The following is a 25,652-nucleotide window of genomic DNA, read 5'->3' as shown; positions in this document are numbered from 1 at the left end:
CGACCGCCTCGATCGAACACGGCGCGTAAACGTCGCTCGCGTGACGAACGCCCGATTCAGGACCGTCCACGACCGTTCGCCTGGGGGCGATCAGGCCCCTCCAAGTCGGGAAGCCCAGATCGCGCCGGGCGTGCATCGGGCCTCCCATCCGTCACCCGACGATCAACCGAGCGTCGCGCACGGTCGCGCATGCGCTCCGCCCGCATCCAGTCGGTCGATCCACGGAAGGCGAGCGTCGCCAGACGAGCAGCGGTTCGGCCGGTGTCGGCCGAGGTCACAAGGAGAACCTCCGATGTCCGATTGCGTGATGCAGCGACGGCGGGACGGCTCGTTGAAGGCTCCTCGAGGAGGCCGTCGCCGGGCCCGCGTCCGGGGCGCGGGCGGATTCCGGCCGATCCTGCTCGACCTGGAGGATCGGACCCTGCTGTCGACGTTGATCGTCACCAACGTCGGGGACGGCGGGCCGGGCTCGTTGCGGGCGCAGATCGCGGCGGCGGCCTCGGGAGACACGATCCGGTTCGACAACGCCCTGGTCGGCCGGACGATCACGCTGACGACCGGCGAGTTGGCGATCTCCCGCAGCGTCTCCATCATCGGCCCGGGATCGAACCGCCTGACGATCAGCGCGGGCTTGAACTCGCGGATCTTCGACGTGGCGCCGTCGCAGGCGCCGGGGGTCTCGGCGAGCGCCCTGATCGACGTCTCGATCGCGGGCCTGACGATCACCCAGGGCCGGGCCACGAGCGGCTCGCCGCACGGCAGCCGGGGCGGCGGCGTCTACGCCAGTTCCGCCGACCTGATCCTGACGGACGTGATCCTCGCCTCGAACGAGGTGAAGGGCGCGCCGGGCGCGATCGGCGCCGCCGGGATCAACGGCGCCAACGGGGTCAGCAGCACGCAAGGGAACGGGACGAACGGGACCAGCGGCGGCGGCGGCGGCTCGGGAGGCGCGGGGGGCCAGGCGTTCGGCGGCGGCATCTTCCTCGTGGGTGGGGATCTTACGCTGATCGACAGCACGCTGGCCTCGAACGCGACGTACGGCGGCCCCGGCGGGTCGGGGGGAGCCGGCGGCAACGGCGGGAACGGCGGCAACGGCTCGCTGACGCTCACCACGGCCGGAGCGGGCGGGAACGGCGGCGACGCGGGGAACGGCGCCAACGCCGGCGGCGGCGGAGCCGGCGGCGCGGGCTTCGGCGGCGGGATCTATTTCGCGGGGGGGACGCTCGCGGTCACCCGCACCCTCGTCACCTCGAACCAGGCGGTCGGCGGCCCGGGAGGGCTCGGCGGCGCCGGCGGCGTCGGCGGCGCGGGGGGCTCGGGTTCGCTCTCCGCGAACATCGCCGACAAGAGCGGCAACAGCCAGGGGGGGAACGGCGGCGACGCGGGCCGCGGCGGGAACGGCGGGGCGGGGGGGCCGGCGGGGCGGCCCTCGGCGGCGGGATCTACGTCGCGAGCGGGAACCTCGCGGCGACCGGGAGCATCGTCTCCGCCGACCTGGCGCGAGGGGGCGCAGGCGGCCGGGGAGGCGCGGGGGAGCCGGCGGCGCGGGGGGCTCGGGGACGCGGTTCGAGATCGCCATCTCGTTCACGGTGAACACCTCCGCCGACCCGATCAACGGGGCGGGGGGCCACGGCGGGAGCGGCGGATCGGGGGCGCCGGGGGGCCGGCGGGGCGGCCCTCGGCGGCGGGATCTATTCGGCCGGCGGCTCGGTCCTGATCGCGGCGTCCCAGATGACCTCCGACCAGGCGATCGCCGGGGCCGGCGGGAATGCGGGGGCCGGCGGGAACGCGGGGGCCGGCGGCGGCGGCTTCGATTTCTCGCTGACCGTCAACGCCACCGTGAACGTCGACATCAGCGTCGGGGCCGACGCCAATCAGGTCTGCGACCTCTTCGTCCTGGCCAACGGCGTCCAGGAGATCCGCGATCGGGACACGGGCGAGGTCTGCACCGACTGCGCCTCGGGCCTGGACTTCGTCGTCCAGGCCGCGGACCGGAGCGGCAAGGGGGGCAACGGCGGGTCCGGAGGCGCGGGGGGGCCGGCGGCGTCGGCGGCCGGGCCGACGGCGGGGCCGTCTACGTCTCCAACAACGAGACGAGCGCCAGCCTCGTCTCGATCACCGGATCGACGCTCGCCACGGCCCAGGCGCTCGGGGGCGCCGGGGGGCCGCGGGGAACGCCGGCTCGGGCGGGGCCGGGGGCTTCGGGGCCCAGATCCTCGACACGATCACGATCACGGTCGCGGTCAAGGTGGACATCACCGTCGTCGTGGACTTCTGCCTGTTCGTGCCGGTGGGGACCCACGTCGAGACCAAGGTCACCACGACGACGACCATCACGGACAACCCCATCATCGACGGCATCGGCGGGCTGGGCGGAGCCGCGGGGACGGGCGGACGAGGGGGCGACGGCGGCGACGCCCGGGGCGGGGCGGTCTTCGTCTCGGGCCGGGGCGTCAACTTCGCGGGCGATCAGGTGAGCGGGTCGCAGGCCGTCGGCGGGGCGGCGGGGAGCGGCGGCGGCGGCGGCTCGGCGGCGAACGACGGTCTGACCGTGCTCGACTTCAAGACCCTCTCCGTCGGCAACGGCGGCGCGGGCGGGGTCGGTGGGATCGGCGGCGACGCCTCCGGCGGCGGTCTCTACGTCGTGAACGGACCGCTCGCCGTGTCCAACAGCACCATCGCCACGTCCTCGGCCCTGGCGGCCTCGGGCGGGGCCGGAGGCGCGGGGGGCGCCGGCAACTTCGCCGTGAACGGCGGCACCACGGCCGCCGACGGTGCGACCGGCGGCGCGGGCGGCCGGGCCGCGGGGGGCGGCATCTTCTACTCGGGGTCGTTCCTCGCGATCGCCGGCTCGACTCTCTCGAACGACGTCGCGACGGGGGGCGCCGGCGGGGCCGGGGGGACGGGCGGATCAGGGGGCGTCGTACTGATCTTCGACGGAAGCACCCAGCTATCCAGGAACGGCGACGGCGGTAACGGCGGGAGCGGCGGCGACGGACTCGGCGGCGGCCTGTTCAACGCCGCCGCGTCCGCGACGGTCTCCGCCTCCACGCTCCTGGCGAACGCCGCGACGGGGGGCGCCGGCGGGGCCGGCGGCACCGGCGGCGGCTTCGGCCTTCTCATCAACACCTCGCCCGAGCCCGCCGCGATCAACCCCGGCGTGCAGTCTGGCGTGGGAGGCAACGGCGCGGCCGGCGGCGTGGGCGCGGGGGGCGGCATCTATAACGTCGGCGGATCCCGGATCCCCAATTCGCTGGTCCTCTCCCTGCCCGTGAGCCTGACCGGCAACATGGCGACCGGCGGGGCCGGCGGCGCGGGGGGAGCCGGCGGCGCGCTCAACATCAAGGTGAACGCGGGAGCGGCCAACGGCTCCAACGGCGGCCTGGGCGGGGCCGGCGGCGCCGGCGTCGGCGGCGGCCTGTTCAATCCCGCTTCGCTGGTGACGTTCTCGACGGCGGTCGGGACGCCCTCGGCCTCGCCCGCGGCGCTGGCGGTGCTGGCGCAGGCCTCGGCGATCCTCACCCTCACCGGCAACGTCGCGACCGGCGGCCGGGGGGGCGACGGCGGCTCGGCGAGCTTTATCGGGGGCGTGGTCGTCGGAACCCCGGCGAACGTCCTGGGAGCGTCGGGGGGCCGAGGAGGAGCCGGCGGCGCGGGCCAGGGGGGCGGCATCTGGAACGGAGTCAATAATTTCGCAATCCCGGCGTCTTCCGTCGTGACGACCAACGCGGCGGTCGGCGGGGCCGGCGGCGGCGGCGGATCGGGCGGCATTCTGAGCAGCATCTCGACGACCCCCACCAACCAGAACCCCGCGATCGTCGTCACGGGAGGGGCCGGCGGCGCGGGCGGAACTGGCGGCGCGGGCCAGGGAGGCGCGCTTTACAACACCGGGAGCAATCTCCAGATCCTCGCCGTGACCGGCGCGACCGGGAACACGGCGACCGGCGGGGCCGGCGGCTCGGGCGGGCTGGGGAGCCTGTTCGGCAGCTTGCTGGCGACCCCCTTCGTGGTCGCCGTCGGCGGGCCGGGGGGCGCAGGCAGTCGCGGCGGCGACGGCTCCGGCGGGTTCGTCTTCAATTCTGGGGCCAACCTGCTCGTCCAGTTGAGCGACCTGAGCGGGAACGCGGCGACCGGCGGGGCCGGCGGCTCGGGGGGCGCGGCGAGCCTCGTCGCCAGCCTCATCAGCATCCCGTTCAGCAGCGGTCAGGGAGGTGCGGGAGGAGCCGGCGGCGCGGGCGGGAACGGCTCGGGCGGTGCCGTCTTCAATTCAGGAGCCGGGCCTCGGATCATCTCCAGCACGCTGTCGAACAATTCGGCCACGGGCGGAGCCGGCGGCGCGGGGGGGCTCGGCGGAACGGGCGCGATCATCAACATCGGGGACGTTCCCTTTGGATTCACTCTCGGGAGCGCGAACGCGGGCGTCGGCGGCAAGGGGGGACTCGGCGGCGACGGTCGCGGCGGCGGGCTCTACAATTCGGGCTCGGGCCTCGCGGTGACCGCGAGCCTGTTCACGGGAGACCGGGCCGTCGGCGGGGCGGGCGGCGGCGGCGGGCTCGGCGGCTTCGGCGGCTCGATCGCCATCCTCGCGCAGTCGGGGAACGCGTCCGGCGGAAGCGCCCTCGGCGGCAAGGGGGGCGACGGCGGGTCCGGCGGTAACGGGTTCGGCGGGGCGATCTACAACACGACGGCCGGCGCGGTCATCCTGAACAGCCCGCTCAACACGAACTCGGCCACGGGCGGAGCCGGCGGCGCGGGAGGGCTCGGCGGCTTCGGCGGCTCGATCAGCGTCACGGCCTATCGCGGCAACGCGGCCGGCGGCTCGGCCGACGGCGGCGACGGCGGCAACGGCGGAGAGGGTGGCGACGGCCACGGCGGCGCGCTTTACAACACTGGCGCGAACCTGGTCTACAACATCGCCCCGCCGGCCGCCGGCATCCCGAGCCCGTTCGGGCAGGTGACGCCCGGCTTGCGGTTCGATCCGGCCAACCTCAACTTCCTGATCGGCAACGCGGCGACCGGCGGCGCCGGAGGGGCGGGCGGGGCCGGCGGCGCCGGCGGAACCCTGGGCGTCCAGTCGTTCACCGGCGCCATCAGCCGAGGCACCACCAACGGCGGCGACGGCGGGTACGGCGGGGGCGGCGGAGACGGCCTCGGCGGCGCCATCGACAACACCGGGGCGACCTTCACCATCGCCGCGTTCACCCCGCTGGGTGCCGGCCCCGCGCCGGGTGCCGGGGCCCTCGGATCTTCCATCCTCCTGAATCTCCTGAACGGGAACTCGGCGACCGGCGGCGCGGGAGGCGCGGGCGGCGGCGGTGGAAACAACGGCTCGTTGACGTTCATCGGCACCGAGGCCAACGGCCCCGTGGGCGGAAACGGCGGATACGGCGGCTCCGGCGGAGCGGGCCTCGGCGGCGCGATCAACAACACCGCCTCGTCCTTCGCCGTGCTGGGATTCAGCTCCCTGAAGACCTCACCGACCCTCGACGTCGGGGTCCCGATCGCGCTCGCCCAGAGCCTGGCGTCCAGCCTGTTCTTCTCGATCCAGTACAACGTCCTGGACGACAATACGGCCCGAGGAGGCGCGGGGGGCGCGGGCGGGGCCGGCGGCGGCAACGGCGGACTCACCACCTCGGGCGGGAACGCGAACGGCAGCAACATTCGCGGAGGCGACGGCGGCGGCGGCGGCTCGGGCGGATACGCCGCCGGCGGCGCCATCGAGAACTCCGGGGCCAACTTCACCGTCGCGTCGTTCAGCACCCTCGCCGGCGGGCGAGGCGGGAATTCAAACGTCTCCACGCAGGACGTCGCCTCCCCCAGCCCGCTCGCGTTCCTGAGCGTCGGGGTCCGGTCGCTCTCCGGGAACAAGGCGATCGGCGGCGCCGGCGGAACCGGCGGCGCGGGGGGCGGCAACGGTGGCGCGACCGCGAGCCTCGGCAACGCCGACGGCGGGGTCGGCGGCGACGGCGGCTATGGCGGCTACGGCGGCAATGCCTACGGCGGGGCCGTCGACAACTCCGGGGCGAACTTCCTCTCGGCCGTCTTCAGCACGACCCCTTGGTCGGGCGGCGGATCTTCCGGCGGCCCGACCTTCTCCAGCCCGCTCGTCGACCTCTTCTCCCTGTCCGTCACCGTGACCGACCTGTCCGACGACTCGGCCACGGGCGGAGCGGGGGGAGCGGGTGGAGCGGGTGGCGGGAACGGCGGCGTCGGCGTGATCGGCCAGGCTCGCGGCGGACGCGGCGGGAACGGCGGCGGCGGCGGCGGCGGCGGCTCCGCCTTCGGCGGCGCGATCGACAACGACGGCGTGAGCTTCCGCTCGCTCCTCTTCAGCGCGGTCGACGGAAGGTTCAATTCGGAGTCGTCGATCCAGAAGCTCTTCGTCCACAACGCCACGTTGACCGTCCGCAACCTCTCCGGCGACTCGGCCGTCGGCGGGGCCGGCGGCGCGGGTGGGGCCGGCGGCGGCGACGGCGGCGTCTACCTTCAGAACCCCGGCACGCCCAATCCCGGCGCGCCCATCTCCCTCGACACGCCAGGCGGCCTGGGCGGCGACGGCGGCTGGGGCGGGAGCGGCGGCGACGCCTACGGCGGCGCGATCGACAACAGCGCCGACGGCTTCCTCATCGCGGTCTTCAGCACCGTGATGAATACGTCGAACGGGAACGGAAACGTGAACGCCGCGGCGATCGGGCCCGAAGTCTTCATGAACTCCCTGAGCATCAACCTCACGACGCTCTCGGACGACTCGGCGATCGGCGGGGCCGGCGGTGTAGGCGGGGCCGGCGGCGGCAACGGCGGCTTCACCCTGACCACCCTGCATGCGAACGGCGGGGTCGGCGGCGACGGCGGACGAGGAGGCGACGGCGGCGACGCCGCGGGCGGGGCCGTCAACAACAGCGGCGACGGCTTCATCGTCGCCAAGTTCAGCACCCTGGCCGTGGCCGCCTACACGACGAATCGCCTCAACATCTCGATCGGGACGGCCAACATCACGATCCGGGAACTCACCGGCGACAAGGCCGTGGGCGGGGCCGGAGGAGCGGGAGGCGGCGGCGGCGGGAACGGCGGCGCGGGTGACGCCGACGGCGGCATCGGCGGCGACGGCGGCGGCGGCGGCAACGGCGGCGCCGCCATCGGCGGGGCCATCCGCAACGGAGGAAGCAGCGAGGACGGCGAGGGAAGCTCGAACTTCCCCGGCGGCGACGGCTTCACCATCGCCGACTTCAGCTCGATCACGATGGTCAAGTCCGGCGGCGTGGTCGTCGCCGGTCGGGTCGCCAGCCCACCGTACAGCCCGCTGTTCAACGTCTCGGTCGCCAATCTGATCATCTCGGACACGAACCTCGTGAGCGATACGGCGACCGGCGGGGCCGGCGGCGCGGGGGGACTCGGCGGCGGCAACGGCGGCCAGAACCTGGGCGTCGGCAATGCGGACGGCGGGACCGGCGGAAACGGCGGCGCGGGGGGGAACGGCGGCGCCGCGTCCGGCGGGGCCGTCGACAACACGGGCGAAGGCTTCCTCATCGCGAAGTTCAGCACCCTGAGCAACGCCTTCCCGACCGAGTACATCGGCGTCGCCAACGTCGTCCCGGTCTCGATCTACCAGCGGGTCAACCTGAACATCAGCCTCGGGCTCCTCACCGACGACTCGGCCACGGGCGGGGCCGGCGGGGCGGGCGGGGCCGGCGGCGGCAACGGCGGGATCACCGCCGGCAAGAACGCCAACGGCGGAACCGGGGGTAACGGCGGCGCGGGCGGCGACGGCGGATCGGCCCGGGGCGGCGCGATCTACAACCACCCGGTCGTCGACGTCACTCCGCTGCGTCTCGTGGTCGGCGACGTCGTCACGGCGGTCGCCAGCGGCAACCCGATCAATCCGTTCTACACGACCATCTTCAACATCGCGGCGAGGTTCGACGCCCTCTCCCGCGACTCGGCGAACGGCGGCGCCGGCGGCAAGGGGGCCTCGGCGGCGGCAACGGCGGCCAGACCGGCGCGGGCAACGCCAACGGCGTCCTCGGGGGCAACGGCGGCGACGGCGGCGACGGCGGCGACGCCAGCGGCGGCGCGCTCGACAACTCGGCCTCCAACTTCGTGATCCCGGCCTATTACAAGCTGCTCAACAACCGGGCGAACGGCGGCGCCGGCGGCGCCGGCGGCGATCACGGCGGCAACGGCGGCTTCACCTTCTTCACCGGCCACAACGACCCCGGCGTCGGCGGCAACGGCGGCGACGGCGGCGACGGCGGCTCGGCGATCGGAGGGGCGATCTTCAACCAGGGGGCCGGCTTCTCGATCGGGACGCAGGCGACGTTCACGAACGACCAGGCCAACGGCGGCAACGGAGGCGCGGGCGGGGCCGGCGGCGCCTACTGCGGCGACCCGCGAATCCGGGGCGACGGCGGCGACGGCGGGAACGGCGGCGCCGCCGGCGGCGGCGCGATCGCCAACCAGGGGAACGGCTTCACCCTCGCGGCCCCCAGCTCGTTCACGAGCGATCAGGCCACGGGCGGGAACGGAGGCAAGGGGGGCGACGGCGGGCCATCGCCTCGCGGCGGGACCAACGGCGGCGACGGCGGCGACGGCGGCGCCGCGACCGGCGGCGCGATCCTGAACGCGGCCTTCAACTTCACCGCGACCACCGTCAGCTTCCTCCTCGACAACGCGATCGGCGGCAACGCGGGCAACGGCGGCCGAGGCTTCGGCAGCGGCGTCGACGGCGACGGCGGCGACGGCGGCGACGCCATCGGCGGCTCCGTCGCCTCGGTGGGCTCGATCACGCTGGCGGGGGGCTCGATGTCGCTCGGCAACGCCAACGCCGGCAACGGCGGCAGCGGCTGGACCGGCGGCGCCGGCGGCTCGGCGACCGGCGGCGGCCTCTTCGCGACCGGGCTCCGCCAGGGGGGCGGGCTGACCCTCAGCAGGTTCACGGTCAGCTTCAACGCCGCTCGGGGCGGCGCGGGGGGCGCTGGGACGATCAACGCCGGAGGCGCCGGCGGCGCCGCGACCGGCGGCGGCGTCGCGGTCCTCTCGGGCGTCGCGACGATCGACGCCACGAACATCGGCAACAACCAGGCGCTCGGCGGTTCGGGGGGGAGCGGCGGCGCGGGGATGGCCGGGGCGCCGGCGGCGCCGCGACCGGCGGCGGCCTCGCCTCGGGCGCCACGACCTCCGTCACCGGCGGCTCCGTCTCCGCGAACGTCGCGCAGGGGGGCAACGGCGGCAACGCGGCCACCGGCGGGACCGGCGGCAACGGCGGCAACGGCGGAGACGCCCTCGGCGGCGGCATCGCGGTGACCGCCGGCCGAATGACGTACAAGGGGGGCTCGGTCGTCTCCAACACGGCTCGCGGCGGCAACGGCGGGAGCGTGGGCCTCAAGGGGATCGGTGGGAACGGCGGCAACGCCTACGGCGGCGGCGTCCACGTCGCGGCCGACGCCGCGATCGACCTGATCGACGCGGCCATCGGCGCGTTCTTCGCCGGGAACTCGGCGATCGGCGGCTCCGCCGGTTCCGGGGGGTTCCTGGGCGTGAACGGGACCAACGGCAAGGGCGTCGGCGGCGGGCTCTTTCTCACCACCGCCGGGTCGACGAAGCGCAACACGACCGTCGCCTTCAACGTGGCGTCCACGGCCGACAACGACATCCACGGCCCCATCACCAACGTCTAACGCGTCGATCCTCCGATTCCTCGTGGGCTTTTCCTTCTGAAATCGGTCATGCCGAGCCGGGACGACCCGTCCCCCGAGGCCGTGCGAATCGGCCGGCCCGGGGGGCGGGAGAATCGGGCTGTTCATCGAAAGGCGAGGACGGTGAAGAACACGTCGGACTTCGATTGGATGGTGCTGACGCCCGGGGGATTCCCGGACCCGTCGCTGGCGATCGCCGGTAGCCGGGCCGGGGCCGTCGGGGTCCTCAATCTCGAATTCGTCGATGAGATGGACCTCGCCCTGACGGCGCTGGATCGCCTGGCGACGATGGGCCGGGACCGGCTCGGGGTCCTCCTGGACGCGGGCGCGACCGACCTGCTCCGGGCGATCCTGGCCCGGCCTCTCGCCGGCCTGGAGACGATCATCCTCGCCGGCGCCGATCCCGGCCGGCTGAAGCCGCTCGTGGAGCTGATCCACGACGCCGGGCTGAAAGCGTTCCTGATCGCGACGGGGCTGGAGGACGCCGTCGCGGGCCAGGTCGCGGGGGTCGACGCGGTGATCGCGAAGGGGAATGAGGCCGGGGGATGGGTGGGGGACGAGACGACCTTCGTCCTGCTCCAGCGGCTGATCCCCCGCCTGAACATCCCGGTCTGGGCGTACGGCGGCGTCGGCCCGCGAACGGCCGCCGCCTGTCGGGTCGCCGGCGCGGCGGGCGCGGTGCTCGATGGGCAGCTTCTCTTGACCAGGGAGTCTCCCGCGTCGGATCGGCTGCGGGATCGGGTCCGGGTCATGGACGGGAGTGAGACGATCTGCCTGGGGAGCGGGCTCGGGGCGGGCTTCCGCGCCTATTCCCGGCCCGACCTGCCCGGCGCCGTCGAGCTGCGACGACTGGAGGCCACGGCCCTGCTCGCGGAGCAGCCGGCGGCGGCGGTGCGCCACGCCTGGCGGGCCGCGATCCGGCGGCGGGTCGACTGGCGGACGCCCGAGACGTCCCTCCTGGCCCTGGGGCAAGACGCGGCGTTCGCCGCCGATCTGGCGCGGAAATTCGGCACGGTCGGCGGCGTCCTGACCGGCCTGCGGGCCGCCGTCCGCGAGGCGCTCGCGACGGAGAGCGAAACCGGCCCTTTCGCCGAGGGCTCGCCCTGGGCGCGGGCGCACGGCACGAGGTTTCCGATCGTTCAGGGACCGATGACCCGCGTCAGCGACCGGGCGGAGTTCGCCGACGCGGTCGCTGAGGCCGGCGGCCTGCCGTTCCTGGCGCTGGCTCTGATGCGCGGCCCCGAGGCGCGGACGCTGCTGGAGCAGACGCGGAGTCGCCTGGGGGATCGCCCCTGGGGGGTGGGCGTGCTCGGCTTCGTCCCGCCGGAGCTGCGGGCGGAGCAGCTCGAAGTCGTCCGCGAGTACCGCCCCCCGTTCGCGCTGATCGCCGGAGGCCGTCCCGACCAGTCGAAGGCCCTGGAGGACTCGGGGGTGACGACCTACCTCCACGTCCCGTCGCCGGGGCTGCTCCGCATGTTCCTCAAGGAGGGTGCCAATCGGTTCGTCTTCGAGGGTCGGGAGTGCGGGGGGCACGTCGGGCCGAGGACGAGCTTCGTGCTCTGGGAGAGCCTGATCGAGGTCCTCGCCGAGCACCTGACGCCCGGCGTCGACGCCTCTTCCCATCACGTGCTGTTCGCCGGCGGCGTGCACGACGGCCTCTCGGCCGCGATGGTCGGCGCGCTGGCGGCGCCCTTGATCCGGCGCGGCGTGCGCGTCGGCGTGCTGCTGGGGACGGCCTACCTCTTCACCCGCGAGGCGGTCCAGACCGGCGCGATCACCGAGAGCTTCCAGCGGGCGGCCCTCGCCTGCGACCGTACGGTGTTGCTCGAAAGCGGGCCGGGGCACGCGACGCGATGCGTGTCGTCCCCCTTCGTCGCGGACTTCGAGGGCGAGAAGCGGCGGCTGCTCCGGCAGGGGCTCCCCTCCGAGGAGCTGCGCCAGAGCCTGGAGGAGCTGAACATCGGCCGCCTACGGGTCGCCTCGAAGGGGGTCGACCGCAATCCGCGCTTCGGCGACGATCCGGCCGCGTCCAGGCTCGTCGAACTCGACGCCGAGGAGCAATGGGCGCGCGGGATGTACATGATCGGCCAGGTCGCCGGGCTTCGCGACGGCGTCTGCACGCTGGCCGAGCTTCACGAGGACGTCTCGGCCGGAGGAAGCCGACGCCTGGCGTCATCCCCCCGGCCGGCCGTGGCCGCGGGACCGCCTTCCCCGCCTCCCGCCGCCGTGGCGATCGTCGGGATGGCCTGCATCCTTCCCGGCGCCCCGGACCTCAGGACGTTCTGGGCCAACATCGTCAACAAGGTTGATGCGATCACGGAAGTCCCCGCCGACCGCTGGGACTGGCGCCGGTACTTCGACCCCTCGCGGTCGGCTCGCGACAAGATCTACTCGCGCTGGGGGGGATTCATCGCGGACGTCGCGTTCGACCCCGCGGATTTCGGGATGCCGCCCAGTTCGCTGCGCTCGATCGAGCCGTTCCAGCTCCTGGCCCTGGCCGTCGTGCGGTCGGCGCTTGAGGACGCCGGTTATCTCAACCGACCGTTCCCGCGCGAGCGGACGTCGGTGATCCTCGGGGCGGGGGGGGGAGGGTCCGACCTGACCGCCGGCTACATGGTGCGCTCGTGCCTGCCTTCCCTATTCAATGGAGAGGCCACCGCCGTCACCGAGCGGCTGGGAGACCTCTTGCCGGAATGGACGGAGGATTCGTTCCCCGGAATCCTGATGAACGTCGCGGCCGGTCGGGTCGCGAATCGATTCGATCTGGGCGGCGTCAATTACACGGTGGACGCCGCCTGCGCGTCGTCGCTGGCCGCGGTGAACCTGGCGGTGCGCGACCTGGAGGCGGGGACCAGCGACGTGGCGATCGTGGGAGGGGTCGACGCGATCCAGAATCCGTTCGCCTTCCTCTGCTTCAGCAAGACGCAGGCCCTCTCGCCCAACGGCCGGTGCCGCACGTTCGACGCCGAGGGGGACGGGATCGCCATCAGCGAGGGGTTCGCCGCCGTCATCCTCAAGCGGCTGGACGACGCCGAGCGCGACGGCGACCGGGTCTACGCGGTGATCCGGGGGGTGGGCGGATCGAGCGACGGGCGCGACCGAGGCCTCACGGCGCCTCGCCCCGAGGGCCAGGTCCGGGCCCTTCGCCGGGCCTACGCCCAGGCCGGGTACTCGCCCGCGACCGTCGGGCTGATCGAGGCCCACGGGACCGGCACGGTGGCCGGCGACCTGGCCGAACTCAAGGCCCTCGGCATGTTCTTCGGCGAGGCCGGGGCGACGAGGCAGGGGTGCGCGGTCGGCTCGGTCAAATCGATGATCGGCCATACCAAGGCCACCGCCGGGGTGGCCGGGCTGATCAAGGCCGCGCTCGCCCTCAACCATCGGGTGCTCCCCCCGACCCTGGGGGTCGATCGTCCCAACCCCAAGGCGAACTTCCCGGAGAGCCCGTTCTATGTCAACACCGAGCCGCGTCCGTGGATTCACGCCGAACGGGCCGAGCCGCGCCGGGCCGGCGTGAGCGCGTTCGGCTTCGGCGGCACGAATTTCCACGTCGCGCTCGAAGAATACACCGCGAGCTTCGTCGCCGACCGCGGCGCGTCGCGAGATCCCTGGCCGGTCGAACTCTTCGTGTGGAGGGGCCGCTCGCGGGAGAGTCTCCTCGAAGCGGTCGACCGGCTCGCCGAATCCTTGAAGTCCGGCGCACGTCCCGACCTGGGCCGTCTGGCCTGCACGCAGGCCCGCGCGGCGGAAGCGGCGGAGCCCGGCGGGCCGTCGCTCGCGATCGTCGCGTCATCGGTCGAAGACCTCGCCGAGAAGCTGGATGCGGCGCGGGGCCTCCTCCGCTCCGACGCGGCGCGCCACCACGACTCGCGCGGGATCCACTTCGCGGATCGGCCCCTGGCGAGCGACGGCCGGATCGCGTTCCTCTTCCCCGGCCAGGGTTCGCAGTACGTGAACATGACGCGCGATCTGGCCGTGGCGTTCGACGAGGTTCGGGACTGCTTCGAACGGGCCGACCGCACCCTCGCCGCCGAGCTGGGGCGCCCGCTCAGCCGCTGGATCTTCCCCCCGCCGGCCTTCGGCGCGGACGAGGAGAAGCAGCTCCAGATGGCGCTGACGGAGACGCAGATCGCGCAACCGGCGCTCGCCGCCGCGGATCTGGCGATCCTCCGGCTGCTCTCGAATCTGGGGATCGAGCCCGAGATGGCGGCGGGGCACAGCTTCGGCGAGTTCGTCGCGCTCTGCGCCGCGGGCTGCTACGGCGAGCGGGAGCTGCTGGAGATCGCGGCGGCTCGGGGCCGGTTCATCCGGGAATGCACCACGGAGGAGAGCGGGGCGATGACGGCGATCGTCGCCTCCCCTGAGGAATTGCAGCCGTTGCTGCTGGCCGATCCCGGCCTGACGCTCGCCAACCTCAACGCCCCTCGCCAGACGGTCGTGGCCGGGACGCGGGCCGCCGTGGAGAAGGCGATGCAGTGGTGCCAGGCCCACGGATTGCAGGCTCGTCGGCTCCCGGTCGGCTGCGGCTTCCACTCGCCGCTGGTCGCCCCGGCGCAGCGGAAGCTCTCCGAGAGGATTCGCCGGCTGGCGATCGCCGCGCCTCGGATCCCGGTCTACTCGAACTCGACGGCCGCGACCTATCCCGAGGACGCCGCCGCCGTCGCCGAACTGCTGGCCGATCACCTGATCCGCCCGGTGGAGTTCGTGCGCCAGATCGAGGCGATGTACGACGCCGGCGCCCGGCTGTTCGTGGAGGTCGGCCCGCGTCAGGTCCTGAGCGGACTCGTCGGGCAGATCCTCGGCGACCGCCCCCACGTCGTCGCCTCGTTCGATCGCCCCGGAGTGGACGGCCTCGGCCCCTTGCTCCACGGCTTGGCGGCGCTGGCGGCCGAAGGGGTCCCGATCCGCGGCGACGGCCTCTTCCAGGGTCGCTCGACCCGGCCGGTGGACGTCTCGAAGCCGACCGAGAGAGCCGAGCCCTCGCCGACCGCCTGGCTCGTCAACGGCGGTTCGGCTCGCCCCGTGCGCCGCAAGCCGGTCGAGGCCGGCACGCCGTCGCCGCCGTCGCCGCCTCCGAGGTCGAGCGCGATCGACGAGTCGTTCGTCGTGCGGAGGTCGAGCCTCCACCCCGCCAGGCCGGGGGGGAATGGTCATCATCCTCGCGAGGTCTTGCCGGAGGCCCCGCCTTCGGGAACGCCCCGCCAGGTGCGGTCGCCGTCTCGGCACGACGTGCTGAACGGTAAGGACGTCATCCGGGACGGATCGGGCGGTCGCGCCCGGCTCCCGATCCATCGTGGTCCAGCAGACGAGGGAGGATCCATGACTCGATCAACCGTCCAGAGCCCGCGCTCCAACGGGGAGGCCCCACCGCCGTCGCACGCGGAGGCGGTCGCTCCTCGGGATTTCCCGGCGTCTTCTCCACCGCAGGCCCCGCCCGCGCCGGACGGACACGGCTCGGCGGACGTCGCGCGTCAATTCCAGCAGGTCATGATGCGTTTCCTCCAGACCCAGGAGACCGTGATGCACGACCTGCTCGTGTACCTCGGCTCGCAGGGGCCCCCGGCGAAGGCCCAGGCCGGGCGGACGCATTCCCATGACGAGCCGAACGGGGAGGCCTCCGCGTTCCTCGAAGGGGCCGCGCCCGCCTCGTCTCCAGCAGTCTTCCGCAGCCTGCTCGACGAAGTCGCGACGACCCCCGCGCCGTCGTGGCCTCCGGCCGACCGAGCCGTCTCCGCACGGCCGTACGAGCCCGCGAGCCCGAAGGCCCCGGCCGGGCCGGAAGAGGGTTGGAGGGAGCCGTCTCCCAACGGCGGCGAGAACGGCGCGACGGCTCGGTCGATCGCGGCCGTCCCGGCCGCCGAGGCCCCCTCCGATCGTCGCCGGATCACCGAGCGGCTCCTGTCCATCGTCGGCGAGCGGACCGGCTATCCCGAGGAGATGCTGAGCCTCGACGCCGACCTCGAAGCCGATCTGGGGATCGATTCCATCAAGCGCGTCGAGATCGCCGGCACCCTCGTCAACTCGCTGACGCTGCCCCAGGGCCGATCGCCGGACATCGAGAGCCTGACCGCGAGCCGGACCCTGCGCCAGGTCGTCGATCACCTGACGGCGTTCCTCGACGGAGACGACGGCGGCGGCGGAAACGGCGACGGCGAACGACGCGCGGCGGAGGAGGATCACCGCCCTTTTGACGGTGCGCGGACCGGACACGGCGTCGGCCGGTTCGCGCTGAAATCGGCCCTCGCCCCCTCCATCGGTGCGACGGCCGATCTGGCCCCCGGCGGTCTCGTCGTCATCGTGGACGACGAGACCGGCGTGGGGCGACGCCTGGCGGGCCTCCTGAACGACCGGGGGCGCGACGTCGTCCGGATCGTTTCCGAGGCCGGCGCGAGGGTGAACGACCCCGACGCGGTGACGGCCGAGCTTCGGCGTCCCGAGGAGGCGGCCCGACTGGTCGACGAGCTTCACGCCCGTCGCGGGCCGGTGGCCGCCCTGATCCACCTGGGGGCGCTCCGGGTCGACGGCGCAGGGTCGCGCCGGGGCGACGCGCTGACGTCTCTCTACCTGCTGTGCCGGGCCCTGGGGCCGGACCTGGAACGCGCGGCGGCCCACGGCGGCGCGGCGATCCTTGCGGCGACGAGGCTGGGAGGCTCGTTCGCCGTCGAGCGGCCCGCCCCCCACGACTCTCCCGAGGCCGCCGGGCTCGCCGGCTTCCTCAAGTCGCTCGGCCACGAATGCCCCGCCGTCCGCATCAAGGCGGTCGACCTTCCGCCGGCGGGGCCGGACGTCGTCGCCGACTGGCTGCTGGACGAGTTGACGGCCGACGACCAGCTTGTCGAGGTCGGCTATCGCGACGGCATCCGGACGATCCTCGAGCTGTCCCCGGCGCCCCTCCCCGCCGGGGCCGCCGACCTCCCGCTCGATGGCGACTCGGTCGTGCTCGTGACGGGAGGCGCGCGGGGGATCACCGCCGAGGCGGCTCTCGCGTTGATGACGGCCGCGCCCTGCACGCTCGTGGTGGTCGGTCGCACCCCGCCCCCTTCCGGGCCGGAGCCGGTCGAGACCGCCGGGATCAAGGAGCCGCGAGAGCTCGGGCGGGCGATCCTGGAACAGCTTCGCGCGTCGGGGAATCCGGTCGCCCTGGCGACGGTCGAGGAGCGGCGTCGCCGTCTCCTCCTGGAACGCGAGGTCCGAGAGAACCTCGAACGCCTCCGACGGACCGGGGCCCGGGTCGAGTACGCGACCTGCGACGTGCGCGACGCGGAGGCGTTCGGTTCGCTCCTCGACGACGTCTATCGAGCCCACGGGCGGATCGACGGCGTCATCCACGGGGCCGGCGTCATCGAGGATCGGCTGGTCAAGGACAAGACGCTCGAATCGTTCGAACGCGTGGTGGGGACCAAGGCGGGGGCCGCGAGGATCCTCGCCGAGCGAATTCGATTCGATTCGCTCCGGTTCCTGGTCTTCTTCAGCTCCGTCTCCGGCCGGTTCGGCAACCGCGGCCAGGCCGACTACGCGGCGGCCTCCGAGATGCTCAACAAGCTGGCGCAGGACCTGGACCGGCGATGTCCGGGCCGGGTCGTCTCGATCAACTGGGGCCCCTGGCTGGGGTCCGGGATGGTCTCTCCGGAGGTCCGGCGCCAGTTCGCCGAGCGTGGCGTCGTGCTCATCCCGTCCGAGGTGGGCTGCGAGTTGCTCCTGGACGAACTCCGGCACGGGCGCAAGGGAGACGTGGAAATCCTGATCGGCGGGGCCGGCGGCTTCGAGTCGTCCGGCCCTCCCCGCGCGACCGCGTCGGTCGAGGCGGCTTCGACGAGCCGCCCGCTGCTCAGGGCCGCCGGGGTCCTGTCGCACGGCGAAGACCTGGTCGAGCTGAGACGTCCCATCGACGTCAAGGTTGATCATTATTTGCAGGATCACCGCCTGGACGGCCGCCCCGTCTTCCCCTTCGCCATGGCCATGGAGCTCATGGCCGAGGTCGCCTCGGCGGGATGGCCGAGCCTGGACCTGCTGGCGATCGGCGACATCCGGCTCCACCGGGGCGTCGTCCTCCGGGAGGACAGGGAAGACGTCCGGGTCGTCGCCCGGACTCGAACCCGGCCCGCCGGCGAGGCGAAGGGGAGGAGGGATGAACACCCGACGGCCCGCGATCTGGAGGTCGCGATCCTGAGCGCGGGCGATCCCCGTCGGGTCCATTATCAGGCATCGGTCCGCCTCGGCCGCCGGGCCGAGGTCGGGGCCGCCGGACACGTCGCCGACCCGCGCCTGCTTGAGGGCGGCGGATTGAAGTCGATGGGGGTCGAGGAGGCGTATCGCGACTGGCTCTTTCACGGGCCGCTCTTCCAGGGGATCGCCTCCATCGAGGCGATCGGCCCCGGGGGCGCGGGCGATCCTCCGCCCCTCCTCGGCCCGCGCCTGCCTGCGAGGCGACGCCGACGGGGAATGGCTGATCGATCCGATCCTGGTGGACAGCGCCCTCCAGATGCAGGTCCTCTGGGCGAGGCTCCATTGGGACGTGACCCTGCTCCCCGCGCGGATCGCGGAATTCCGGCTCCACGGCCCGGGGTCGCGGCCCGGCGGCCGGGCCGTCCGGCGGCGGCGCGGCGGAGGTCTGTTATGAGTTGCGGATCAGGCCCGAGAGCCAGGCCCCGACCTGCCACGCCGACCACTATTTTTCGAGCCCCGACGGTCGGCTCCTGGGGGTGCTGACGGGAGTGGAGGGGACGGGGAGCAAGGCGCTGAACCGACTGGCGGGCGCCCGTCCGCGTTGAGGTCGGCGACACGTCCACGCAGCTTCGCGGAACGACCTGGGAGGGACGCCATGATGTTCGACCTGAGTTCGAGAGAGCCGGACCCGACGACGGGTCGAGCCGAATTCCGACGCCGGTCGAGGCCGTCGGCCGCCGCGCCCGGCGACGGTCGAGGGGCGTCGAACGCCGTGGCCATCATCGGCATGTCGTGCCTCTTTCCCGGCGCGCCGGGGCTCGACGCCTACTGGCGGAACATCCTGGGGAAGGTCGACGCGGTGACCGACCCGCCGCCGGAGGCCGAGGCGACGGCGAGGTACTTCGACCCCGACTCGCTCGAAGGCGATCGGGTGTACTGCAAGCGCGGAGGCTATCTCGGATCGTCGGCGACCTTCGACCCCCTGGCGCACGGCATCCCGCCGGTCGCCGTCGGCGGCGAGCCCGATCAATGGCTCTCGCTCCAACTGGCCCGCGACGCCCTGGCCGACGCCGGCTGCCTCCAGATGCCGGAATCCGTCCGGCGGAAGACGGCGGTGATCCTCGGCAAGGGGACGTACCTGAACGGGGGCAACGCCATCGCCGTCCAGCACGGCCTGGTCGTGAACCAGACCCTGGAGATCCTCAGGACGCTCCGGCCGGAGTACACCGACGACGAGATCGAGGCGATCCGTCGCGAATTGAAGCGGGCGCTGCCGCCGTTCCGACCCGAGACGATGCCGGGCCTGATCCCGAACGTCATCGTCGGCCGGATCGCCAACCGGCTCGACCTGATGGGCCCCAGCTACACCGTCGACGCCGCCTGCGCCTCGTCCCTGCTGGCGATCCAGCACGCGGCCCGATGCCTGACCAGCGGGGAGTGCGACGCGGCCGTCGCGGGGGGTTCCCAGGTCTGGATCCCGATGCCGACGCTCAGCATCTTCTGCCAGCTCGGCGCGCTCTCGCGACGCCAGGAGATCCGCCCGTTCGACCAGGACGCCGACGGCACGCTGCTGGGCGAGGGGATCGGGATGGTCGTGCTGAAGCGGCTGCGGGACGCGGAGCGGGACCGGGACCGCATCTACGCGGTGATCCGGGGCGTGGGGGTCGCGAGCGACGGCCGAGGCCAGGGCGTGATGGCCCCCCGCGTCGAGGGCGAGGAGCTGGCGCTCCGCCGCGCGTATGAAGCGGCCGGCGTCTCCCCCCGGACGGTCGGCCTCATCGAAGCCCACGGCACCGGGACGCCCGTCGGCGACGTGGTCGAACTCCAGGCGCTGGCCCGGGTCTTCGGGGAACGTGGGGGGAGCCCGCCTCGCTGCGCGCTGGGCACGGTCAAGTCCATGATCAGCCACACCATCCCCGCGGCCGGGGTGGCGGGCGTCATCAAGACGGCCCTCGCCCTCTACCACAAGGTCTTGCCGCCGACCCTCCACTGCGAGCGGCCGAATCCCAAGCTGGAGCTGGAGCGGACTCCGTTCTACCTCTGCTCCGAGACCCGGCCCTGGATCCAGGGGGGGCCCGAGCCGCGACGGGCGGGCGTCAACGCCTTCGGCTTCGGCGGCATCAACGCCCACGCCGTCCTCGAGGAACACATCCCGGACCCGGCCCGGCCGAGGCGACGCGCAGGGTCCGACGACACGCCGGGGGCCGCGTCGTCCGAGCCGAACGCCGGCGACCTCTCCGACCACCTGCCGGACTGGGACTCCGAGGTCTGCATCCTGGGAGCCGAGTCCCCGGCGGAGCTGCTCGAAAAGGTCCGCCGGCTGTCGAGCCGGCTCGACCCGGCCGGGTACGCCGACGCCGAGACGATGCGCCTTGCCGAGATCGCGTCCACGCTCAATCATCAACTCGCGACTTCGGGCGACGGCTCCTCGTGCCGCCTGGCCCTGGTGGCGACCTCGACGGCCGACCTGCGGGAGAAGCTCGATCGGGCGGCCGGGAAGCTGGAATCGACCGAAGGCCGCCGCCAGATCCGCGAAGTCTCGGGGATCTATTACGCCCCCGAGCCGCTGGGGCGCGAGGGGAAGCTCGCGTTCCTCTTCCCCGGGGAGGGCTCGCAATATCCGAACATGCTGGCCGACCTCTGCCTCCATTTTCCGGAGGTCCGGGAGTGCTTCGACCAGATCGACCGCGTCTATTTCGACCACCCGCGAGGCTACGTCCCCAGCGACCACATCTTCCCGAGGCCCGCCGCTTCGCGGAGCGGCGGACACCGGGTGGAGGACCGGCTCTGGGAGATCGCCGGCGCCGTCGAGGCCGTCCTGACGGCGAATCAGGCCGCGCTGTCGCTCATGACGGGGCTGGGCCTCCGGCCCGACGTCATCGTCGGGCACAGCACCGGCGAGTTCTCCGCGCTCCGCGCAGCGGGGCTCCTCGATCCGGACAAGGAGGAGTTCTCCGAACTGAGCCTCAAGCTCTACCGGAATTACGAGGAGGCGTCGCGGGCCGGCGTCCCCCGCGCCGTGCTGCTGGCGGTCGGGGCCGACCGCGATCGGGTCGAGGCGATCGCTCGCGAGGTCGGCGGCGAGATCTACGTGGCGATGGACAACTGCCCCCACCAGGCCGTCCTCGTCGGAGGGGACGAGGTCGCCGACCGGGCCCAGGCGATCGTCCGCCGAGAGGGGCTGATCTCCGAGCGGCTCAATTTCGACCGCGCCTACCACACGCCCCTGTTCGCCCCCTACGTCGACCACCTGCGTCAGATATTCGACGAGGCGACGATCCTCCCGGCGCGGATCCCGATCTACTCGTGCACGACGGCCGCGCCCTACCCGCCGGACCCGGACGAGGTCCGCAAGCTGATGGTCGATCACTGGCTGCTCCCCGTCGAGTTCCGCAAGACGATTGAAACCCTGTACGACGACGGGGTGCGACTCTTCGTCGAGGTCGGCCCGCGCGGCAACCTCAGCTCGTTCGTCGACGACGTGCTCCGAGGGCGGCGGTTCTGCGCCGTGCCGGCCAACGTCCAGCGGCGCTCGGGGATCTTGCAGCTCAACCATCTGGCGGCGATCCTCACCGCCCACGGCGTGAACCTGGACCTGGACTTCCTCTACCGCCGGCGACACGTCGGACGGGTCGACCTGGCCCCGTCGGCCGTCTCGCCCCGGCCCTCGTCGCGGGCCGCGATGAAGCTCGTCACCGGCTTCCCGCCGATGCGGATCTCCGCCGAGTTCGCGAGCCGACTCCGCGCCGAGTCCGAGAACCTCGTCGCCGAGCGGCCCGAGCCGGTCGAGCCCGTTCCCAGCGTTTCCGTCCCGGAGTCGTCCCCGCCGACGTCCGCGAACGGCCATGTCTCCGAGCCTCCGAAGGAGACCGCCGCCCCGCCCGAGATCTTCACCAGCCCCTCGGGCGCTTCCGCCCTGATCGGGGACTTTCTGCGGACGATGGACGAGTACCTGGCGGCGGGCGACGGCGGGTCCGTCGCTCCCGAGGTCGCGCCGACGAATCCGATCCCCGACCGCTCCGCGAGGAAGACCCCGTTCCCGCTGCTCGGCGAGATCGTCTCGGTGAAGGCCGGGGACGAGGTGATCGCCCGGCGCGTCTTCGACCCGGCCATCGACGTCTACCTCCGCGACCACACCCTCGGCCGCGACGTATCCCGCGCCGACCCAGATTTGCTGGCGCTCCCCGTGATGCCTCTGACGATGAGCATGGAGATTCTGGCCGAGGCCGCGTCCTTCCTGGCGCCGGGCCGGACGGTCGTCGGCTTCCGCAACCTCCGGGCCTTCCGCTGGATCGCCTTCGATGAGGGCCCGCAGGAGTTGCAGGCGACGGCCCGTCGTCAGGCGGGGTCCCCGGACCGGATCGTCGTCCAGATCCGAAACCTCACGGAAGATCGCCGAGGGGACTCGCCGCCGGCCAGCCCGGCGATCGAGGCGACCGTGCTCCTCGCGGACGCCTACCCGCCGAGGCCCGCCGGGGCGTCCTCGAAGCTGCGCGACGGCCGACCCTCGCGGATCGAGCCGGAGCGGCTGTACTCGGACGTCATGTTCCACGGGCCGTCGTGGCGGGGGGTCGCCTCCATCGAGCGCGTGGCCGACGACGGCTCGCTGGCGAGGCTCCGCGTGCTCCCCTTCGACCGCCTGATCGAAGGCCGCCCGGCCCCCGACTTCGTGCTGGACCCGGTCCTGCTCGACGCCGCCGGCCAGGTGATCGGCTTCTGGACGGCGGAGCGATTGGCCACCGGCAAGGTGATCTTCCCCTCCGGCCTGGAGGCCCTGGACCTGTTCGGCCCCAACCTCCCGCCCGGCGCGACGGCCACCTGCGAGGCGATGATCCGGCCCGAAGGAGACCGGCGGCTCCGCTCCGACATCGAGATCGTCGCCGAAGACGGCCGCCCGCTCCTCCGGCTTCAGGGCTGGGAGGACTGGCGGTCCGACCTGCCGGCGACCTTCCACCCGCTGATCCTGCCGTCCGGGGGAGACTTCTCCGAGCCCTGGCCCGACCTGGTCGAGTCATTCCCCAGCCCTCGTTCCTTCGCCTGCCGCCGGCTCGGTTCCGGGCTCCCGTCCGATCTCGGCCTCTGGCGTCGCGTGTGGGCGCAACTGGTCCTCGGCCGCGCCGAGCGCGAGGAGTTCCGCCGCCTGGCCGCCCCGGAGTCGCGACAGGTGGAGTGGCTGGTCGGGCGGACGGCGGCGAAGGAGGCCGCGCGGGACCTGCTCCGCGCCCACCTGGGCCTGGAGCCCCCGCTCGCCGACATCGAGATCCGCCGCGACGCCGAAGGCCGCCTGACGGTCGGCGGCGCCTGGGAAAACGAGCTGGACGGCGAGATCGTCGTCTCGATCTCGCTCGACGTGCACCTGGCGGTCGCCCTGGCCGGACTCATGCCCGCTCGCGGCGAACTTGAGCGCGAGAGCGAGTGCGGGGGCGGGGCCTATCTGGGCATCCACGCCGAGTCGGCGTCCCGTCGGGAGGATCACCCGGAGCCGGTCCTGTCGGGGGCGGAGCTGGCCCTGTTACGGGATCGGCCGGTCGACCGCCTCGAAGAATGGTGGTTTCGCTGCCGATGCGCCAAGAAGGCGGTCGTGAAGGCGCTGGGGGGGCGGACTTCGGAGGCGCCGGCGTCACTTTCAATCGCCGCCGTGACGCCGGAGGAGGAGACGGTCCACGTCCGGCTCGCCGGTCGGCTGGCCGAGAGCCACCCCCGGCTCGCGGCCGCGCCGGTGGTCGTCCACACCTCGATGCACGGGCCGTCGGTCGTGGCGGCGACGTTGTGCCAGGGCGCCGGTTCGGCGGTCGCGCCGGCGTTCGCGGGGGCTGACCGAGAGGTCGAATGACGGTCGAACGACGAACCGAGAGGAGCAACCATGCCGTTCACTCAGAAGCAGATCCTCGACTCCGTGCTCGACCTCATGACCGAGCTCTCCGGGGATTGGGAATACTCGGGCGAGATCACGTCGGAGACCCGCCTCCTGGGCGATCTCGCGATGGATTCGCTCGACCTGGTGATCCTCGGGGGAGAGCTTCAGGAGCGCTACGGCCAGTTGCCGTTCTCCGAATTCCTCGCCGAGCTGGGGAAGCAAGAGGCGGATCAGCGGGACGTCACCATCGGCGAGCTGGTCGACCTGATCTGCCGCCAGCAGCAGCGGGCGACCGCGCCGGGGGGGGTCGCGTGATGCCCAAGACGATACTCATCGGGCTCGACGGGGCGACGTTCACCGTGCTCGATCCGCTGATGTCCGGCGGCGTCATGCCGTTCCTCCGCGACCTCGTCGCCGACGGGGTGCGGGCGACCTTGCGCTCCGTCGTCCCGCCGCTCACGCCGCCGGCCTGGACGTCGCTGATGACCGGGAAGCGTCCCGGCGAGCACGGCGTCTTCGACTTCTTCCAGAAGGAGACGCCGAACAGCCGGTACTTCCGCTTCACCACGTCGCACGACGTCCAGTCCGCCACGATCTGGTCGATGGCCGGCGAATGCGGACTGCGGAGCAACGTGCTGAACTTCCCCCTGATGTTCCCTCCCCCGGCGCTCCACGGCTGCCTGGTGCCGGGGGGATGGATGCCCTGGCGGCAACTCCGGCTCGGCTGCCGGCCGGTGGGCCTGTTCGATCGCCTGAAGGAGCTCCCCTCCTTCAATCCCCGCGAGCTTTCCCACGACATGGCGCTCGAGGAGAAGGTTCTGGAGGGCTGCGCCGCCGAGGAGTATCTCGACTGGATCACGCTCCACACGCGTCGAGAGCGGCGCTGGACCGAGGTCTTCCTGCACCTGATGCGGGAGGAGCCCGCGGACTTCGGCGCGATCCTCTTCGACGGCGTCGACAAGCTCCAGCACCTCTGCTGGCGGTTCCTCGACCCGGCGCTCGTCCCGACCGACCCGACGCCCTGGGAGCGCGACGTGCGCTCGGCCTGCGAGAACTACTTCCGCGAGCTCGACGGCCTGATCGCCGAGATCGTCTCCGCGGCCGGACCCGACGCGACCGTCCTGTTCGCGTCCGATCACGGATTCGGCCCGACGTCCGACATCTTCTACATCAACACCTGGCTCGAACGGCGGGGCCTCCTGGCCTGGTCCGGCGACCGGGGTGCCCGCCCGGACGCGACGCATCAGGTGGGCATCAATCAGATCGCCCGACACGTCTACGAAATGGATTGGGAGCGGACGCTGGCCTATGCCGCCACCCCGAGCAGTCAGGGGATCCACATCGTCCGCCGCACGCCGGGGGAGTCCGGGGGCGTGGCCCCCGAGGACTACGATCGGTTCCGAGACGAGTTGGCGGAAGGCCTGATGGGCCTCCGACATCCCGAGACCGGCCTTCCGGTCGTGGCCGAGGTCTGGCCGCGCGACGTGGTCTTCGCCGGGCCGTTCGAGCCCTGGGGGCCGGACCTGACCGTACGGCTGGAAGGCGACGCGGTCGTCTCCATCCTTCGCGCGGACGACGTCATGGGCCGGAGGCCGGAGCCCGCGGGGACCCACCGCCCGGAGGGAGTCTTCCTGGCGAGGGGGCCGGGCGTCCGTCGGGGCGAGGCCGTCTCGGAGCTGTCGCTGCTGGACGTCGCCCCGTTCGTGCTCCACAGCCTGGGGATCCCGATCCCCGACGGCCTGTCGGGACGGCTCCCGACCCAGGCGATCGAACCGGGGTGGTCGCCGGCGCCGCTCGCGGACGCGGTCGGGGTCGGACGCCCCACTCCCGCGGCCGTCGCGGACGAGCCGATCGGCGCGGGGGTCGGCCTCGACGCGGAGGAGGAGCGGCTGGTCCTGAAACGCCTGTCGGCCCTCGGATACCTGGAATAACAGCAA

9 protein-coding genes are annotated in these 25,652 nt (G+C 73.1%); 8 read left to right on the top strand and 1 reads right to left on the bottom strand.

Features of this window, described 5'->3' with window-relative positions; translation table 11 throughout:
- The first annotated feature begins 292 nt into the window (after positions 1 to 292).
- A complete protein-coding gene (locus VT85_RS29580) occupies positions 293 to 1,717 on the top strand; it encodes a hypothetical protein (RefSeq protein ID WP_068409536.1) in 1,425 nt (474 codons plus the stop codon).
- On the opposite strand, the gene VT85_RS01430 is transcribed toward VT85_RS29580, so the two are convergent.
- On the bottom strand, positions 1,692 to 1,853 hold the full coding sequence (locus tag VT85_RS01430) for a hypothetical protein (RefSeq protein WP_197491031.1): 162 nt from the start codon (positions 1,851 to 1,853) through the stop codon (positions 1,692 to 1,694). The genes VT85_RS29580 and VT85_RS01430 overlap by 26 nt on opposite strands.
- Positions 1,854 to 2,248: 395 nt before the next feature.
- Between VT85_RS01430 and VT85_RS27270 the strand changes: the two genes are divergently transcribed.
- From VT85_RS27270 to VT85_RS01395, 7 genes are all read left to right on the top strand, one after another.
- A complete protein-coding gene (locus VT85_RS27270; protein ID WP_068409532.1) occupies positions 2,249 to 8,101 on the top strand; it encodes a hypothetical protein in 5,853 nt (1,950 codons plus the stop codon).
- Positions 8,098 to 9,300 (top strand): hypothetical protein, encoded by a 1,203-nt coding sequence (locus VT85_RS29575; protein ID WP_068409530.1) that lies wholly within the window; start codon positions 8,098 to 8,100, stop codon positions 9,298 to 9,300. The genes VT85_RS27270 and VT85_RS29575 overlap by 4 nt, the downstream gene beginning before the upstream one ends.
- Complete coding sequence (locus VT85_RS01415) at positions 9,297 to 9,674, top strand: hypothetical protein (RefSeq protein ID WP_068409528.1); 378 nt, start codon at positions 9,297 to 9,299, stop codon at positions 9,672 to 9,674. The genes VT85_RS29575 and VT85_RS01415 overlap by 4 nt, the downstream gene beginning before the upstream one ends.
- Positions 9,675 to 9,815: 141 nt before the next feature.
- The gene (locus VT85_RS01410; protein WP_068409526.1) at positions 9,816 to 18,401 is read left to right on the top strand and encodes a type I polyketide synthase; all 8,586 of its coding nucleotides are present in this window, start codon (positions 9,816 to 9,818) and stop codon (positions 18,399 to 18,401) included.
- 112 nt (positions 18,402 to 18,513) lie between these two features.
- Positions 18,514 to 23,691 carry a type I polyketide synthase gene (locus tag VT85_RS01405; protein WP_068409524.1) on the top strand — a complete coding sequence of 1,726 codons (5,178 nt, stop codon included), beginning with the start codon at positions 18,514 to 18,516 and terminating at the stop codon, positions 23,689 to 23,691.
- Between the two features lie 30 nt (positions 23,692 to 23,721).
- Positions 23,722 to 24,030: an acyl carrier protein gene (locus VT85_RS28145; protein ID WP_068409522.1), complete on the top strand. Its 309-nt coding sequence runs from the start codon at positions 23,722 to 23,724 to the stop codon at positions 24,028 to 24,030.
- Positions 24,030 to 25,646 carry an alkaline phosphatase family protein gene (locus VT85_RS01395; protein WP_068409521.1) on the top strand — a complete coding sequence of 539 codons (1,617 nt, stop codon included), beginning with the start codon at positions 24,030 to 24,032 and terminating at the stop codon, positions 25,644 to 25,646. The genes VT85_RS28145 and VT85_RS01395 overlap by 1 nt, the downstream gene beginning before the upstream one ends.
- The last annotated feature ends 6 nt before the right edge of the window (positions 25,647 to 25,652 follow it).

The organism is Planctomyces sp. SH-PL62, from assembly GCF_001610895.1.
Taxonomy (GTDB): Bacteria; Planctomycetota; Planctomycetia; order Isosphaerales; family Isosphaeraceae; genus Paludisphaera.
The sequence above is the reverse complement of the archived record's forward strand: the minus strand, read 5'-3'. Positions and strand labels throughout refer to the sequence as shown.

Coding starts and splice junctions, on each gene's coding strand:
- VT85_RS01405 (WP_068409524.1), top strand. CDS start 18,514: ATGATGTTCGACCTGAGTTCGAGAGAGCCGGACCCGACGACGGGTCGA.
- VT85_RS01430 (WP_197491031.1), bottom strand. CDS start 1,853: ATGTCGACGTTCACGGTGGCGTTGACGGTCAGCGAGAAATCGAAGCCG.
- VT85_RS01395 (WP_068409521.1), top strand. CDS start 24,030: ATGCCCAAGACGATACTCATCGGGCTCGACGGGGCGACGTTCACCGTG.
- VT85_RS28145 (WP_068409522.1), top strand. CDS start 23,722: ATGCCGTTCACTCAGAAGCAGATCCTCGACTCCGTGCTCGACCTCATG.
- VT85_RS29580 (WP_068409536.1), top strand. CDS start 293: ATGTCCGATTGCGTGATGCAGCGACGGCGGGACGGCTCGTTGAAGGCT.